14 protein-coding genes and 1 tRNA gene are annotated in these 16,428 nt (G+C 37.8%); 2 read left to right on the top strand and 13 right to left on the bottom strand.

The features are described from left to right. Positions 1 to 70 precede the first annotated feature (70 nt). The 4 genes from ACSYTE_RS03265 to ACSYTE_RS03250 all read right to left on the bottom strand — a co-directional run bounded on the left by ACSYTE_RS03265 (position 71) and on the right by ACSYTE_RS03250 (position 3,214). Positions 71 to 955 carry a phosphate ABC transporter substrate-binding protein PstS family protein gene (locus tag ACSYTE_RS03265; protein ID WP_491717287.1) on the bottom strand — a complete coding sequence of 295 codons (885 nt, stop codon included), beginning with the start codon at positions 953 to 955 and terminating at the stop codon, positions 71 to 73. Between the two features lie 129 nt (positions 956 to 1,084). Next, positions 1,085 to 1,157: transfer RNA gene (locus tag ACSYTE_RS03260), tRNA-Arg, on the bottom strand. Between the two features lie 46 nt (positions 1,158 to 1,203). Continuing rightward, positions 1,204 to 2,556 (bottom strand): DEAD/DEAH box helicase, encoded by a 1,353-nt coding sequence (locus tag ACSYTE_RS03255; protein WP_491716061.1) that lies wholly within the window; start codon positions 2,554 to 2,556, stop codon positions 1,204 to 1,206. Continuing rightward, entirely contained in the window at positions 2,546 to 3,214 is a 669-nt protein-coding gene (locus ACSYTE_RS03250) for a GH25 family lysozyme (RefSeq protein WP_491716060.1), read from the bottom strand. The genes ACSYTE_RS03255 and ACSYTE_RS03250 overlap by 11 nt, the downstream gene beginning before the upstream one ends. 277 nt (positions 3,215 to 3,491) lie before the next feature. On the opposite strand from ACSYTE_RS03250, the gene gntK reads away from it, so the two are divergent. Both gntK and ACSYTE_RS03240 read left to right on the top strand, forming a co-directional pair. After that, complete coding sequence (gntK, locus tag ACSYTE_RS03245) at positions 3,492 to 5,039, top strand: gluconokinase (protein WP_491716059.1); 1,548 nt, start codon at positions 3,492 to 3,494, stop codon at positions 5,037 to 5,039. A gap of 99 nt (positions 5,040 to 5,138) precedes the next feature. Continuing rightward, a complete protein-coding gene (locus ACSYTE_RS03240) occupies positions 5,139 to 6,473 on the top strand; it encodes an APC family permease (RefSeq protein ID WP_491716058.1) in 1,335 nt (444 codons plus the stop codon). A gap of 63 nt (positions 6,474 to 6,536) precedes the next feature. Here ACSYTE_RS03240 and ACSYTE_RS03235 read toward each other — a convergent pair whose 3' ends face one another. From ACSYTE_RS03235 to ACSYTE_RS03195, 9 genes are all read right to left on the bottom strand, one after another. Next, positions 6,537 to 8,507 carry a DUF262 domain-containing protein gene (locus tag ACSYTE_RS03235; protein ID WP_491717261.1) on the bottom strand — a complete coding sequence of 657 codons (1,971 nt, stop codon included), beginning with the start codon at positions 8,505 to 8,507 and terminating at the stop codon, positions 6,537 to 6,539. 268 nt (positions 8,508 to 8,775) lie between these two features. After that, positions 8,776 to 9,138: a hypothetical protein gene (locus tag ACSYTE_RS03230; RefSeq protein ID WP_491717260.1), complete on the bottom strand. Its 363-nt coding sequence runs from the start codon at positions 9,136 to 9,138 to the stop codon at positions 8,776 to 8,778. After that, entirely contained in the window at positions 9,122 to 9,514 is a 393-nt protein-coding gene (locus ACSYTE_RS03225) for a TetR/AcrR family transcriptional regulator (protein WP_491717259.1), read from the bottom strand. The genes ACSYTE_RS03230 and ACSYTE_RS03225 overlap by 17 nt, the downstream gene beginning before the upstream one ends. An 85-nt stretch (positions 9,515 to 9,599) precedes the next feature. Next, positions 9,600 to 10,961: a 23S rRNA (uracil(1939)-C(5))-methyltransferase RlmD gene (rlmD, locus tag ACSYTE_RS03220; protein WP_491717258.1), complete on the bottom strand. Its 1,362-nt coding sequence runs from the start codon at positions 10,959 to 10,961 to the stop codon at positions 9,600 to 9,602. A gap of 81 nt (positions 10,962 to 11,042) precedes the next feature. Continuing rightward, positions 11,043 to 12,026, bottom strand: a complete 984-nt coding sequence (locus tag ACSYTE_RS03215; protein WP_491717257.1) for a diacylglycerol kinase — start codon at positions 12,024 to 12,026, stop codon at positions 11,043 to 11,045. Positions 12,027 to 12,041: 15 nt separating this feature from the next. Then, positions 12,042 to 13,463, bottom strand: coding sequence for an Asp-tRNA(Asn)/Glu-tRNA(Gln) amidotransferase subunit GatB (gene gatB, locus ACSYTE_RS03210; protein ID WP_491717256.1), 1,422 nt, complete (start codon positions 13,461 to 13,463; stop codon positions 12,042 to 12,044). Further along, positions 13,463 to 14,926 (bottom strand): Asp-tRNA(Asn)/Glu-tRNA(Gln) amidotransferase subunit GatA, encoded by a 1,464-nt coding sequence (gatA, locus tag ACSYTE_RS03205; protein ID WP_491717255.1) that lies wholly within the window; start codon positions 14,924 to 14,926, stop codon positions 13,463 to 13,465. Before gatA ends, gatB begins: the two co-directional genes overlap by 1 nt. Positions 14,927 to 14,928: 2 nt before the next feature. Further along, complete coding sequence (gatC, locus tag ACSYTE_RS03200) at positions 14,929 to 15,234, bottom strand: Asp-tRNA(Asn)/Glu-tRNA(Gln) amidotransferase subunit GatC (RefSeq protein ID WP_219054236.1); 306 nt, start codon at positions 15,232 to 15,234, stop codon at positions 14,929 to 14,931. Positions 15,235 to 15,295: 61 nt separating this feature from the next. Beyond that, on the bottom strand, positions 15,296 to 16,411 hold the full coding sequence (locus ACSYTE_RS03195; protein ID WP_491717254.1) for a CamS family sex pheromone protein: 1,116 nt from the start codon (positions 16,409 to 16,411) through the stop codon (positions 15,296 to 15,298). Between the last annotated feature and the right edge of the window lie 17 nt (positions 16,412 to 16,428).

The raw sequence follows: 16,428 nt of genomic DNA, 5'->3' as shown, positions 1-16,428 counted from the left end.
AAAATAGAAAGAACTGGATAGCGGTACTAAACGTACTCCTCCAGTCCCTCTATTAATAAATTGTTTTTAATTACTTGTTAGTAACTTTGTTGTCAGCATCCTTAGTAACCTTCATGTTTGAGATACTGATGTAACCAAGTTTCTTAACTAATCCGTTTTGAACCTTGTCAGATTGGATGTACTTGATGAACTTTTCAGCTTCCTTGTTTGGAGTAGCTGGAGTGTACATGTGTTCGTATGACCAGATCTTCCACTTGTTAGTTTCAACGTTTTCATCAGTTGGCTTAACATTGTCAATTGAAAGTGCTTGTAACTTGTCATTTAAGAATGAGAATGCAAGGTAACTAACAGCACCAGGAGTTGTTGAAACGATCTTTTGAACAGTACCATTTGAGTCTTGTTCTTGAGCCTTAACAGCAGTTGCGCCACCTAGAACAGCTTGTTCGAATGTAGCACGAGTACCACTACCCTTAGCACGGTTAACAACGCTAATCTTTTCGTCCTTACCACCAACTTGTTTCCAGTTAGTGATCTTACCAGTAAAGATTTGCTTTAATTGATCCATAGTAACGTTCTTAACGCCGGCATCCTTGTTAACAACTGGAGCCATACCAACAACTGCAACTTGGTGATCCTTTAATTCGCTAGCCTTAATACCTGATTGCTTTTCAGCAAAAATATCAGAATTACCAATTTGAACAGCCTTTTGTTGTACTTGGCTTAAACCAGTACCTGAACCACCACCTTGAACGGTGATACTTGCACCTGAATTAGCACTTTGGAAATCAGTAGCTGCTTGTTCTACAAGTGGTTGTAAAGCAGTTGAACCAACAGCAGTAATTTTGGTACTTGAACTTGATGAACTAGAACCACTGTTTGATGACTTGCTTCCACATCCTGCAAGTAATACACCAGATACACCTAAAATTGTTACAAATGATAACGCTTTTTTCATACTAAGCATTAAAAGAGCCTCCCTGAAAGTCCTTTATTTATTTAACAAGTTCATTCTAACAAGGCAATGTAAATATAATATCTGATTTTTGTAAATTTTGTGTAAATTTTTTAGTCGATTTGTTACAAATGACCCCACCCGGACTCGAACCGGGATCATCCGCTTAGGAGGCGGGTGCCCTATCCTGTTGTGCTATGGGGCCACAACACTCTTAATTCTCTCATCTTTACAATGTAAAGTAAAGGGGGTTATTTGTCAGCATCACGCCATTTTTTTCGCATGCCCTTATTCTTTAAATGTTTTTTATTACGATGTTTGAGCTGCTTTTTAGTTGCTTTTAATGGTTTGTCCGACTTAGGGGCTGACTTTTTACGTGGCTTTCTTTGTGGCTTTTCTTCATTAGTTTGAATGCTTGCTGCGGATTGCTCAGCATTAGAAGCTGTTTTTGCAGCTGTCGGTTCAATCTTTGGTGCAGAAGAGTGCGGCTTTTTAGTGCTGACTTTATCAACTAGATTATTTTGATAGAAAAACGTTGGCCGTAAATCATAGCCGTTGTCCACGATCAACCTTTTTAAATCTCTAAAATCATGATCATTCCCAAAATTAACCACTAGACCGGGTTCACCCATACGCCCGGTTCTGCCGACCCGATGGACGTATTGATTAGCTTCCTTAGGCAGATCAAAATTCACCACGGCTGGTAATTTAACAATATCCAACCCCCGCGCCGCAACATCAGTAGTAAGCAATAATTTATAGTGTCCCTTTCGAAAACCTGAAATCGCTTTTTGTCGTTGCATTTGATTCATATTACTAGTTAAAGAAGCAACATTAGTTATGTGATTATGTCTAAAAAAACTGTAAGCTCTGTTTAAATCCAATAGTTGATCGAAGAATACCAGTGCTTTGAAGCCATTAATATGAAGTAAGCGATTCAACATTTGGTTACGATTACCACGCGAAACGTTCAATAGCCGATGTTTGACTTCACCTGAGCTATGGTCAATCGAACGAACGTCAATCAATTCTGGTTCAACGTTGAACCATTGTTTTAGGGAATGCAGAATTTCGGTATCAGTTGCCGAAAAGAACGTTAATTGAACGTCGGATGGCCCCTGATTAATAATTGACCTCACAGAGGATAAAGTCGTGTCTTGCAATAAATCATCAGCTTCGTCTATTACCACCGTTTGTAAATGGTGTAGCTTTAGCTTATGTTCATCCAGTAAGTTTAAGACCCTTCCTGGCGTGCCAACTACTATTTCAGGACGCTTCTTTAATTTTTCAATTTGTCGCTTTACGTTTGCGCCACCAGTTAGCGCTAATACCTTCGCATCGTTCAATTTTGCCCAATCCCTTATTACAGAAGTGATTTGCATTGCTAATTCTTGTGATGGTTCTAATACCAACACTTGAGTACCAGCACCTGGGGTCAATTTTTCAACGATCGGAATGGTAAAGGCAACTGTTTTCCCCGATCCAGTTGGGGATAGTCCTAATACTGATTTTCCATCTATGATTGGTTGATATACCTGATCTTGAATCGGTGTTAAATGATCAAAACCGAGTTGTTTAAAATGTTGTGCAAAGTTAGTTTTCAATTGTGATTCCCCCATTTTTTAATAAATGCGGCCGAATGTAATTCAACCATTGTCGCTTATTCCCGCTAAATACCGATTGAATGAATTGTTGATTTTGCCCATCATTTTTTAACGTTTGATTCGCATTGTATGTTTTCAATGCGATCTGATTATGTTCTAAGCTATTATTGAGCGACCAGAATAAGCATAGCTGTTTACCAAACTTAACTTGCTGATAGATCTTATTGGTCGTCCAAATTACGACGCGCCGATCATAAAGCTTTTGCACTAAACCAATAAATTTACGCACTGATGTTATTTGCTGGTGATTCAATTCCGCTTCATTCGTGTTGATTTGAATTGCAATTGGCAGGATTCCAACATTATTTCCTACTTCAGAACTAAAATTAGCAAACTGATTCTTAGCGCTACTGCTAAAACTAAACGAATGATAAACGCCCACTTTTAAATCGGATCCTTGGGAACGTTGATAATTATCAGCAAAGTCGTCATCAGTATAGATCGAACCTTGACTAGCACGAATATACACAAATTTTTCACCAATGTTAGCCAGTGAAATAAAATCAACATGACTATTCTGTTGGCTAATGGTCACCCCACGAATTGGGTAGCTATTTAATTTGCGATTTTGATAATGTTGATACCAATTCATTCCCATCAACGATAAAAAAATAAGCCCCATCAAAATTATCAATTTAAAAAAACTGCGGATTCGGCTAATCCGCCGTAACTTAGTAAATCGGGCCACCCTAGAATTACTATTATTATTCAAAATAATCATTCCAATTTCATTAATATATCAATTATACATTACAAATATCTGATAATCGAATTTAATACGGCTATTGCTTGAAGGTGTATAATTGATTTCATATAATATAAACGACATTAACCATTATTTTTATAAAACAAAAATAAAGAGATGAGGTAACAAAATGAACTATATTATTGGTGTAGATATTGGAACCACAAGTGCAAAGGTCATTTTATATGATGAAAACGGTCAAATTGCTGGTCTCCAAAATAACGGCTATCCAATGTACCAAGATACGCCCGATATGTCGGAAGAAGATCCAGATGAAATCCTAGGTGCCACCGTCAGGGGGATTCGAAAGTTAACCGCAATGGTCGATCAAGAAAAAGATACTATCAAGGGCGTTTCGTTCTCATGTGCCATGCATAGTTTGATCGTCTTAGATGATGAATACAAGCCATTGACGCGTGCCATCACTTGGGGCGATAACCGTGCTTATAAATACGCCCAAGAACTTAAGCAAAGCGATATGGGCCAAAAGCTATATGAAGCCACCGGGACGCCAATCCATCCAATGACCCCACTATCTAAAATTCTTTGGCTCAAACATGACCATCAGGATATTTATAATCAAGCTCGCTGGTACATCGGTATCAAGGAATACATCTTGCATCGTTTCTTTGGCGTTTTAAAGGAAGACTACTCAATCGCCAATGCTACTGGGATGTTTAACATCTACACCCTCGATTGGGATGAAGATGCACTTAAATTAACTGGGGTTAGTCGTGACCAATTACCAGAACTAGTTGATACCACTTACCAACTAACGGGCTTACACCCAACCACTGCCAAACTACTTAACCTAGATCCAAGTACGCCGTTTGTCATTGGATCATCTGATGGTCCATTGGCAAACCTCGGGGTCAACGCCATTCAACCCGGTGTCGAAGCCGTTACGATTGGAACCTCAGGTGCTGTTCGAATCATGTCTGACAAGCCTAAGACGGATAAAAAGGGACGAGTCTTTTGTTACTACCTCACTAAGGGAATGTGGGTTATTGGTGGTCCCGTTAACAATGGTGGAAGCGTCTTCAAGTGGGTCCGTGATCAACTCTGTGCCCCTGAAAAAGTAACTGCTGAACAAATGGGTGTGAGTGCATATGAAATCCTAACTAAGATTGCTTCAAAGATTAATGCTGGTTCAGATGGCTTGATCTTCCACCCCTACCTTGGTGGGGAAAGAGCTCCAATCTGGAACGCCAACGCGCGGGGATCATTCTTTGGTTTGACTAGAATCCATACCAGAGCACACATGATCAGAGCCGCATTGGAAGGAATTGTTTATAACCTCTATACCGTCTCACTTGCATTAAAGGAAGTCGTCGGTGAACCTAAGTCGATCCAAGTAACAGGTGGATTTGCACAATCTGCCATTTGTCGACAAATTATTTCTGATATTTTTGAACAAGAGGTTCACATTCCAGAAAGCGTCGAAGGAACTGCATTAGGGGCTGCCACCCTTGGAATGTATAGTTTAGGAATGATCGATGACTTGGCAGAAGTTAAGCACTTTGTTGGGAAGAGTTTTGCCCTCGAACCGAACCAAGAAAACTACGAAATTTATCGTGAATTACTACCAATTTTCATTCGATTAACCCGTGAATTTGAATCAGAATATAAAAACATTGCTGATTTCCAAAGACGCCACGATGTTGATCTAAGTAACTAAAATAAACCTTTAAATAACCATCAATTTAGATTGATGGTTATTTTTTTGGGTAAAAATGACGAGTTCTTAAAAAAGTGTTAAAATAGTTTCATTACTTTTATGGAGGAATTGAAAGTGAAAAATGATATTAAAAAAAGTGGGATTGGTCCATTCGCCGCGTTTGCGACAGTAATGGGAACCGTTATCGGTGGTGGAGTCTTCTTCAAGACCGCTAGCGTCGTAGCCAATACCTACTCGTTTGGATTAACGATTCTAGTATGGATCGTTTCTGGAATTTTGACCATTTGTGCAGGGCTAACGGTTTCAGAATTAGCAGCGGCCCTTCCCGAAACTGGTGGTCCAGTTAAGTTTTTGGAATTAGGTTACGGTAAGTTAACTGGATTCTTGTTTGGTTGGGCACAATCACTAGTCTACACGCCTGGAAACGTAGCTGGATTATGTTTAGTATTTGGGACCCAGTTCGTTAACCTATTTCACCTTTCGACTAGCATGAGCCTAATGGTGGCAATTGCTTGTGGATTAACGATTTTGATCATCAACTTACTGGGAAGTCAATTAGCTGGTCAGGTCCAATCAATTGCTTTGATCATCAAGTTGATTCCGATCTTAATCATTGCTTTAGTTGGATTATTCATCCCCGGACAAGTTCACGTTCAACTATGGCCTTTTACGCCAATCAATCACACTAACGTATGGTCGGCATTCGGTCAAGGATTGCTTGCAACGATGTTCGCATACGATGGATGGATTGGGATTAGTAACATTGCTGGTGAACTTAAAAACCCTAAATCAGACCTACCAAAGGCGATTATCATTGGGTTGAGTTTAATTACCATCATCTACACGTTAATCAACTTCGTGTTCTTAAAGAACATGCCAATTAATGAAATTGCAGGGAATCAAAATACGGCATCCCAAGTTGCTAGCCAAATTTTTGGCGCATACGGTGGTAAATTAGTAACGATTGGAATCTTAGTGTCAGTTTACGGAGCCATTAATGGTTACCTCTTTACTGGAATTCAAATTCCACGGGTGCTAGGAAGCGAAAATATGATTCCATTCAGTCAACACTTTGCTAAGGTCAGCAAGAATGGGGCCCCTTACGTTGCAGCAATTTTCCAATTCATCGTTGCCGTATTGATGATGTGTTCAGGAAGTTTTGATATTTTAACTGATATGTCGATGTTCATCGTGTGGTCATTCTTCTGTCTATTATTCGTCGAAGTGATTATGCTGAGAAGAAAGCGCCCTGATTTGAATCGGCCATATAAAGTGCCTGGTTATCCAATCGTCCCTGTCATTGCGTTGGTCGGTGCGCTCTTCGTGTTGATCATTACGATCTTCACGCAAACTGGATTGGTAATTGCTGGTGTGATTTTAACCGCAATTGGAGTGCCAGTTTATTATTTCCACCAAAAACAAATTAATAAGTAAAATATGTTTATACGTAAAAAAGCTCGTGCGATTCACGAGCTTTTTTATGTTCAAAATCCATTTTTATCTAAGCGTATAGCTAACTTCATCACTAATTCCACAAATTTCAGACATTTTAGATATCAAAGCCACAATTGTTTTTGCAGAATGATTAGTATCTATCGTTTCGCCATTACTTAATACCTTAGGTGACCTTGCGCTACCTAATAAGGCCTTAGACACGGAATAATCATTTTTAACATTATAATAAGTGGAAGTATCATTTTGCCAAACATAATTTAAAAATTCAACTAGACAATATTTCCATGAACTCACCTTAATAGAGTGTCCCTGAATTGTTAATCTAATTGGTTTAGTCCCAGTAACATCTATATTTTCATCAATTAAATGTTCTCCGCTAAGATCTGCAATTGTAAATTTACTAAATATCCCTAACTTAGGAAAAATTTGAATCAATTCACGAGCTAACTCATTAGTTCTACTAATAATGCTGTTTTTATTCCAATCGTCATAATTATTGGATAATTCCCTAGTCAAAAGAACGTTAGATTGTGAGTAATACGCCCTTTTTTCATCAAAAGTTTTATTACTTAATTCCTGATTATACTTGGTCAACGTTAAATTCCCAATTGTATTACCGTAATCACGATTAATCGAATCAGCATTGGGAACGTCTATTTTCCAATCATCAGACAATTTTTGCGGCATTATATGTTCTACCTGTGCATCTTCAAAGTCAATTGTCTCTTTTGTCTTATGCTCTTCAATTACCACCAAGCTTAACTTGGCCCAATTGGGCTTTCTATCATAAATGGGATAGTCAATTAAGTTATCCCTAAACATCTTATCATCGGGAAAATTAACATTTATAAATCTTTTTTGTAGAATGCTCAATTCACTATCATTCTTACTAGTCCCAGTTAAACCAATAAAGATTGTATTTAGTCCATTGCTAGGAACACTGCACACCATTCTTCTGTATAAAAAGCTTTCAATTACGTGAGCAATCTCGTTAATCTCACTCCAAGTGATTTTAGATGAAGACTGCATATCTAATAACTTCATGAAGTAAGGATAAACAACTTTTTTGTCTAAGATATTAATATGTCTCATAATTCGATTAAAATCATTCGACTCACTATTAGCATTCAAAATTTTATCGTAATTTTTAGCATTTTCATATAAATCAATTAAAGCCGTCTCTGAATTAAAATCATTATCAGAATAAAAATGCTTATAAGTGGAATAAACATTCTTAATAGCAACTATTCTATTAGTTTTCATAATTAAATAATTTCGAACAAAGCCATCAAAATCCTTATTTGTAATTAAACTTTCTATTCTTAGCCAGTAATCCTTATATAATTTTTCTTGATCATTTGAATCTAAACTCATTAATAAAAAGTTTCGAATTAAATCAGAATATGATAATGATAAGCCGGTTGAGTTTAGGCTTTCAAAAATAATTTGTGGGTTTTCGGCTTCACCCTTTCCATCTAAATCTATATAAACCATATTTAAAAAATTCAAGCCTTCAAACAATTGTTGTGGAGTATATTTAGATTCTGAAATTAACTTTTTGAAAAATTGGTAGTTTTGAACTATTTTTGAAGGATGACTATATTCTAAGTCATTTACAACAGCCCTGAATGCCAACTTATCACTATCTACGGACTGCAATTTTATATGGTCATTCATTGAAACGAACTTATTCATTATTAAATTCTCAGTAATCTCATTGCTAATGTTTGAATCACTTTTAGCAAGTGCACATAATAACAACATACAACTTGTTAAACGCTGCTGACCATCAATAATAATATCAATGTGGCTCATCTTTTCACCAGATTCAGGAACATATACTACCGTTCCAATAAAATGTCCACTATTTATTTCAATTGATTTGATCAAATCATTAAAAAGTTGCTTACACTGGTTTTCTCCCCATTCATAGTTTCTCTGGTATACAGGAATTTTAAAAAGGGTCTTATTTTGGGATAAAAAATCCACTAAGGTAGTACTGTCTGCTTTCATTTAATTCCTCACATAAATTAAAGATTTAGTACTATCTTACCATACAAAAAGAACGTTATTAATATAATAATAACGTTCTTTTTTAAGTAGTTATACTTTTTACCTAATTTTCATCAAAAATGGTTACCATTTCTACATGCACCTTTTGTGGGAATTGATTAACCGATTTAATCGGCCGAGTAATGTTATAATCCCCTTCCATTAAGCGTTTCGAATCTCAGCCAACGTCAATGGGTAATTGATTTTAATTTTAATAGTAAATAGCTAGCTATTTATTATTAATTGCAACCAAATTGTTAATTTGATCAACCAACTCTCTCGGATTATCAACTCCAATTACCAGCTGATTATAGTCTTCATTAGTTAATTCGATTACAACTGCAGTGCTAGATCTCTTAATATTAAAAAACGATTTACGATTATTTTTAATAAAAGTTCCGGCATAATACCCTGGAATATTAGTTCCGCCATCTTTAATTCCCTTTGATTCGTTTAGAATTTCGTTATCAATTGTTGCCCCTAATATATGATTTAATTGAAAAGTTAATGATTTTTTCAAACTTAATACCTTGTCAATTCCTTGTGGGATCACAACTAAGTTTCTTGAATTAATTTCAACTTTGTTTTCCATCATCAATTCCTCCTAAAAGTCCACTTTTATGTAACAACGCTCTTCCCAGGGTTAATTCAATATCACCTTGGGATTGAGTATGATACCAATTTAAAACAATTTGCTTTACCTCCACATTGATACCAATTAATTCCATCATTGCAATAATTATTAAATAAGTTGTTACAAACGAATCCTTCCCATGATTAATATTTTCTTTCAAAGCTGCAATGAACATCCCTAACTTGCTACCGAATGTAGCATAAAGACTACCTCTGAGCAGTCCAGTGGCATTAACTAGTAAATCTAGTGAAGTTCCTTCAAAACCGTATTGGATAAACACCATACTAATTTTATTTAATACTTCTGATTGATTAAAACTTTTTCTTCTTCCCATAATTACATTATATGTTTTTTGACTAAACAGTCAAGAATAACCAAATAAAAAAACTATCCCTAACGGAATAGCTCTCTTAATTTATCTAATCTCTTTCAAAAATGGTTACACTTTCCACATGCACCGTTTGTGGGAATTGATCAACTGGCTGGATGGGCCGTGAAATATGGTAGCCTTTTTCCATTAAGCGCTTTGTATCACGAACCAACGTTGATGGTCCACATGAGACGTAGATTAGCTTCTTAGGTTGCATTTCAACCGCACTGTCGATGAATGATGATGCTAATCCCTTGCGTGGTGGATCAACGATGATGGCGTCAGGTTTCAAGCCCTGTGCTTGCCACTTGGCCATTTGATCTTCAGCCTTAGCAGCCACGAACTTCACGTTGTTAATGTGGTTCTTTTGGGCGTTGATTTTGGCATCTTCGATTGCTTGGGGAATGATTTCCACCCCGTAGACCTGCTTAACGTGTTGCGCAACAGCCAATGAAATCGTTCCGATTCCACAGTAAGCATCGATCACGACATCATTAGGACCTAAATCAGCATGGTCAATCGCAAGTGAATACAGCTTTTCAGTTTGCACTGGATTGACCTGGTAGAACGAATTCAAAGAAATTGCGAACTTCAGGCCCAGCAATTCATCCGTAATGTATTGCTTCCCATATAAAACATTATTCTTCTTGCCCAACAACACGTTGTTGTCCTTCAAATTAACGTTTTGCACAATACTCTTCACTTCTGGCAGGGCATCCACAATTTCATTTACAATTTGATCAGCTAATTGTAATTTTTTAGTCCGCGTGATCAAACCAATCATCATTTCATGACTGTAGTAACCGCGGCGAACCATAATGTTTCTAATCACTCCGTTGTGATTCTTTTCATCATACGGACGAACATGGTACTTGCGTAAAACATCCCGAACCACTAGAATCGCATGGTCAATTTCTGGTTGTTGAATATAGAAATCTTCAATCGGAACTAAGTCATGGGAATGATTTTTATAAAAACCAGTTGTCAACTCGCCATTGATCATCTTAACTGGAATCAATGCCTTATTACGATAGTGATCAGGATGCTCCATTCCCATCGTTGGTAAGACATCGACCTTAATCTTTTGCTTATCAAATAACTCTTCAATTTGGTGTTGCTTAAAGCGTAATTGAGCTTCGTAGCTCAAGTGTTGCAATGGTGCAATTCCAGTTTGGAGATAGTCCCAATTGACATTTTCAACCCGATCGGCGCTCTTGCTGGTCAGTTCAACAAGTGATCCAAATGCAAAGTTCTTTTTAATATCCTTCACTTTAATTACTGCGGTTTCACCAGGCAGGGTATTGTTAACAAAGACTGGAAAGTCTTCGATTTTAGCAACCCCGAGTCCTTGGTATGTTAAATCAACGATTTTAACGTTATAGGTCTTGCCTGCTTGTACTGGCGTTTTCAAATTTAGTCCCCTATTCTATAAATAAAAAAATTTTGCTATATCTCAATCATACAGCAAAATTTTTCTTTTTTAAAACTTGTTTTAACTTAATTTATCAACTTTTTGAACAAATTTTTGTTCGGCTTCAATTGTCCCAGTATCACTAAACGCAGTATCCGGTAATTTATCAACGTCCACAATGGTATCGATATGTTGCTTTAGGTTCGTAAATACCATTGGGGCGTCTCCACCATATTCACCATCCAAATTAATCTGCATTTTATTATTTACTGGTTTTGCGGTTAACCTAGTCGTCTTCTTATAAATGATTTTAGGATCATCAATATGTCGACCACCGTTAATCACTTTTGCTAACAATCTAGCAATTTGAACCAGATTACTGGTTTTAACAATAATTAAAGTAAACTGACCGTCGTCTAATGATGCGTCAGGAACAATTCTTTCTAACCCACCGATCGAATTAGTCATTGCTAATAAAAACATTGAAGCTTTGCCCTTAAAGTGACCACCGTCATACTTAAGATCCATTTGAATTGGTCTAATTCTGGGTAGCATCTCGGCACCCTTAACTAAGTACGCCAGGTAACCGAAAATGGTTTTTAAATCTGAAGGAACATCATAAGTTAATTCAGTTAATAAACCACCACCAGCAATATTAATAAAATAATTATCGCCAGCTTGACCAACATCCATTTTTAAAGACTGCTTCTTTAAGACAACTTTAGCAGCCGCAACTGGATCTTCACGCGGAATATGAAGCGCCCGTGCGTAGTCATTAGTAGTTCCGGCCGGAATAATTGCTAATTTAGGCCGATGCGGCAGTGGTGCTAAACCGTTAATTACTTCATTTAAGGTTCCGTCACCACCAGCAGCAACTACTAATTCAAACCCATCTTTAGCCACTCTAATCGCCTCATTCTTAGCAGAATTAGGTTGGGGAGTAGTTGCAAAAACGCTGGTTTCATAACCAGCTTTTTCATAAACACTTAAAATGTCAATCATTTTTTGCTTCAGAGCTTCACGTCCGGCGGTCGGGTTATAAATAATTCTTGCCCGCTTTCGCATTCTTACACAACTCTCCTATTTGTTTAAAGCTTTCATTAACAACTCGTTAACCACTTGTGGGTTGGCTTTTCCACGAGTTTGTTTCATGATTTGACCAACTAAGAATCCCTTAGCGCGATCCTTCCCATTATTGAAATCTTCAATTGATTGTGGGTTGGCAGCTAGGATTTCATCAATAATTGGTTGTAACTTAGCAGGATCTGATAATTGAACTAAGCCCTTCTTTTCGACGAATTCCTTAGGTTCTTCCCCTTCGGTTACCGCCTTAAAGACCTTCTTAGCCATCTTACTGGAAATCGTACCATCACTAATTAGCTTAATCATGGATGCTAGGTTTTCAGGAGTGATCTTGGTATCAGCTAGGTCGACCTGTTCTTCATTCAAGTATCCGTTCACGTTTACTTGCAAGTAGTTAGAAGCAATTTTAGGATCAGCTCCTAATGCAACTAATTGATCAAAGAAATCAGACATTTCCTTGGTTTGGGTCAGAACCATCGCATCATAATCTGTTAAGCCTAAATCATTAACATAACGTTGTTTTCTTTCGTTTGGCATTTCTGGAAGGGATTCACGCAGTTCGTTGATCCATTCATCTGAAATATCCAATGCTGGTAGGTCTGGTTCTGGGAAGTAACGGTAATCATCCGCACCTTCCTTGACCCGCATTAGAATTGTAGTATTATTCTTTTCGTCGAACCGACGGGTTTCTTGTTGAATCTTGCCACCAGACATAAGGACCTGTCTTTGCCGTTGTTGTTCGTATGCCAAGGCCTTGCGCACATAGTTAAATGAGTTCATGTTCTTAATTTCAACCTTTTGACCAAATTCCTTTTGGCCAATTGGACGGATTGAAATATTAACATCTGCCCGCATCGAACCTTCTTCCATCTTAACATCAGAAATCCCAGTAAATTGGATTCGTTGTCTTAATGTTTCAAGGTATGCGTACGCTTCATCTGGGGTGGAGATTTCAGGTTTTGAAACAATTTCGATCAAAGGAGTTCCCTGCCGATTCAAATCAACGTAGGAGTAATTCCGCCCGTGACTGTTTTTCCCAGCATCTTCTTCAATATGCATTTCTGCAATTCCAATTTTCTTCTTCTTACCATCAACTTCAATTTCCAACCAACCATCATGGGCATCTGGTTTATCATTTTGGGTGATTTGGTAAGCCTTTGGATTATCTGGATAGAAATAGTTCTTCCGATCAAAGTGTGGGTGTCTTTCAATTTCAGCGTTTAATGCCAACGCAGCAGTAATCCCATTGGCAACTACCTGCTTATTAGTGCTAGGTAATACCCCAGGATATCCCCAATCAATCACGTTGGTATTAGCATTAGGCTCATCACCATAGTCAACTGGTGAAGGACTAAAAATTTTAGAATTGGTCTTTAATTCAATATGAACTTCCAAACCAATAGTCGTTTCAAAATTCATTATTTGTCCCCTCCCACTTCTGGCGTTTCCTTATGGAAATCAGTATTTTGTTCGAATGCGTAACCAGCCTTGTAGATGGTAGCTTCATCAAATGGGCGGCCGATTAATTGCATCCCAATTGGCATCCCATCACTAAACCCTGCTGGAAGTGACATTGCAGGGAGACCAGCTAGGTTAACTGGAATCGTCATTGCATCGTTCAAGTACATGGTAACTGGGTCAGAAATATCTTCGCCAATTCCAAAAGCAGTCGTCGGTGCAGTTGGTCCTAAAATCAAGTCGTAATCTTTGAAGACCTTCTTGAAATCATTGATCATCAAAGTTCTAACCTTTGCAGCTTTTTGGAAATAGGCATCAAATGCCCCAGCTGAAAGCGAGAAGGTTCCAAGCATGATCCGACGTTTAACTTCGTCCCCAAATCCTTCAGAACGACTCTTGACATAAACTTCTTCAAGGTTCTTAGCTTCAGGAGAACGGTATCCGTAACGAATCCCATCAAATCTTTGTAAGTTAGAAGAAGCTTCTGAGGAAGCCAAAATATAGTAAGCAGCAACCCCGTACTTAGTGTGTGGTAATGATACTTCTTCAACGGTTGCGCCTAATTGCTTGTAGGTTTCGGCAGCCTTTAAGATAGCGTCTTTAACGTCTTGTGAAATTCCTTCAGCAAGGTATTCCTTAGGCAATGCAATCTTCATGCCCTTGACCCCGTCCTTAATGGTAGCGGTATAGTCAGGAACTTCCTTGTCTGAGCTGGTCAAGTCATGTTCATCATGGCCTGCAATGGCGTTCAATACCACTGCGTTATCGAACACATTTCTGGTCAATGGACCGATTTGATCCAAACTAGAACCAAAAGCGATCAATCCCCAACGAGAGACCCGACCGTAAGTGGGCTTTAACCCAACGATCCCATTATAAGCAGCTGGTTGGCGAATTGAACCACCAGTATCAGAACCCAGTGCAAAGATAATTTGACCAGCGGCAACTGAGGCAGCAGAACCACCAGAAGAACCACCAGGAACCTTACTTAAGTTCCAAGGGTTATGGGTCTTTTTGAACGCTGAGTTTTCGGTTGATCCACCCATGGCAAACTCATCCATATTCGTTTTACCAACGGTGATGGTCTGCTTAGCATTTAACTTTTTCATTACCGTTGCGTCAAAAATAGGCTTGAAGTTTTCAAGCATTTTAGATGCTGCAGTGGTGGTGAAGCCATTGGTTAGGATATTATCCTTAATGGCAACTGGAACCCCTGATAAGACGTTATCTGGGTCAATTCCAGCTTTATCAATTGCTTGGGCCGCTTTAATTGCGCCATCTTCATCTAAATTAATGAAGGCATTGATGTCTGAGTCTGAAGCTTTGATATTATCAAGCGTTTGCTTAGTTAATTCTTCAGCGGTAATGTCACCATTAACTAAGGCTTGATGAATACTGGTAATATCTTTATCAAAATAATTCATCATTAATCCTCGCTTTCGTCAATGATCGTAGGTACCCGAATTAAGCCGTCTGCTACTTCGGGAGCATTGTTTAGCAATGCATCACGTTCGCCCCAATTTTGAGCAACGTCTTCGCGCATTACATTAATTTGGTCGGTAACACTGTAAGTAGGTTCTACTCCATCAGTATCAACCTCACTTAATGTATCAACTAAATCCATAATACTATCTAATTGACCAGTGAAGTAAGGTAATTGATCCTCGGTTAAAGATAACTTTGCTAATTCAGCAACGTGATTAACCGTTTCTTTGTCAATTCTGTCAGCCATCAATTGTCCTTCTTTCTGAATTTAATTTTGATCTCATCTCATATTTTAACACTATTTATTATTAATAGCTGTTAAATATATGGAATGTAAAGTTCTTTGAATTTGTACTTCTTGATAGGAAACTTTGGACTCCCGTTGTGGAAGCAACGGTAATATCAATCGGGACCCCAGTAGGTAGGTACTTGGAAGCAGTCGATTGAAGATATTGGGTAAAACTAATGATTTCAGTTTGACTATAAAATTGGGTCGTAATGTTAATATTCATCCCAGTTAATGAACCATTCATATATTGTGCTTGTGCAGTCACTCCGCTTAAATTCGGGAAGAAGTTTTGAATTTGGGTCTTGAAGTTAGAAAAATCATTTTCATCACTGTTATTAGAAGGCCCCTTTTGACCAGAAGCAACTGGGAACACATAGTTTTGTTGGTTAATAGAAGTCCAATTTGAAACACTGGTTGAAGATCCATCATTAACAGAATAAGCAAAGAAATTACCACCAACTAAACTGTCATCTGGAGCTTGCTTATATAATGCAATTACGATTGGGATATCTTTCAACGCTTTATTTTTGCGTAGTCTAGCAAGAATTGTATTCGCAATCCGCTTGCTTTGTGACTTGATTTCAGCATCACTAAGCTTCATTTGATAAGTCGCACCATAAGCTTGCTTTTGGTAATAGTAAATGGAATTGATTCCTAATCCAATCGTCATTCCACTCATTTTAAGTGAGTTCCCATCTTGGGTTAAGAAATCTTGCTCATCCATTTGTTGCAAATATAGTGGTACCTTGGTATCCTTACCAGCTGGGTTCAACCCCTCAGGATTACTCTTAGTCTTTCTCCCTAGCCAGTTTTCAGTCGTATCAGTGGAAACGTATTGTCCCTCTTGGAATACATATTTACCAGTTGAAAATTGCTTTTTTGAGATGTTCATTAAACCAGCTTCAAAACTTTTTAAGTTCAGTTGATTTCCGTTTTGTTGAACATTGACTCCACGTGACTTACTAGTCAAATAATGTCCATTTTTAATTACACTTTGATAATAATTAGTATCAGATTGGCCAGTCAATTGAGTATCACTGGTCTTACTGCTATTTTTACTACTATTACTACTACCACAGGCAGCCAATAAAACTATCGATGCCAAGGCAGCGATAACAACACTTAAACGTTTCAAAATGATTCCTCCTAAAT

This window comes from Nicoliella sp. ESL1120, from assembly GCF_058508515.1.
The sequence above is the reverse complement of the archived record's forward strand: the minus strand, read 5'-3'. Positions and strand labels throughout refer to the sequence as shown.

Coding starts and splice junctions, on each gene's coding strand:
- ACSYTE_RS03225 (WP_491717259.1), bottom strand. CDS start 9,514: ATGGGAAGAAGAAAAAGTTTTAATCAATCAGAAGTATTAAATAAAATT.
- ACSYTE_RS03230 (WP_491717260.1), bottom strand. CDS start 9,138: ATGGAAAACAAAGTTGAAATTAATTCAAGAAACTTAGTTGTGATCCCA.
- gatA (WP_491717255.1), bottom strand. CDS start 14,926: ATGAATTATTTTGATAAAGATATTACCAGTATTCATCAAGCCTTAGTT.
- gatB (WP_491717256.1), bottom strand. CDS start 13,463: ATGAATTTTGAAACGACTATTGGTTTGGAAGTTCATATTGAATTAAAG.
- gatC (WP_219054236.1), bottom strand. CDS start 15,234: ATGGCTGACAGAATTGACAAAGAAACGGTTAATCACGTTGCTGAATTA.
- ACSYTE_RS03235 (WP_491717261.1), bottom strand. CDS start 8,507: ATGAAAGCAGACAGTACTACCTTAGTGGATTTTTTATCCCAAAATAAG.
- ACSYTE_RS03250 (WP_491716060.1), bottom strand. CDS start 3,214: ATGGGAATGAATTGGTATCAACATTATCAAAATCGCAAATTAAATAGC.
- ACSYTE_RS03240 (WP_491716058.1), top strand. CDS start 5,139: ATGGAGGAATTGAAAGTGAAAAATGATATTAAAAAAAGTGGGATTGGT.
- ACSYTE_RS03265 (WP_491717287.1), bottom strand. CDS start 955: ATGAAAAAAGCGTTATCATTTGTAACAATTTTAGGTGTATCTGGTGTA.
- ACSYTE_RS03215 (WP_491717257.1), bottom strand. CDS start 12,026: ATGCGAAAGCGGGCAAGAATTATTTATAACCCGACCGCCGGACGTGAA.
- gntK (WP_491716059.1), top strand. CDS start 3,492: ATGAACTATATTATTGGTGTAGATATTGGAACCACAAGTGCAAAGGTC.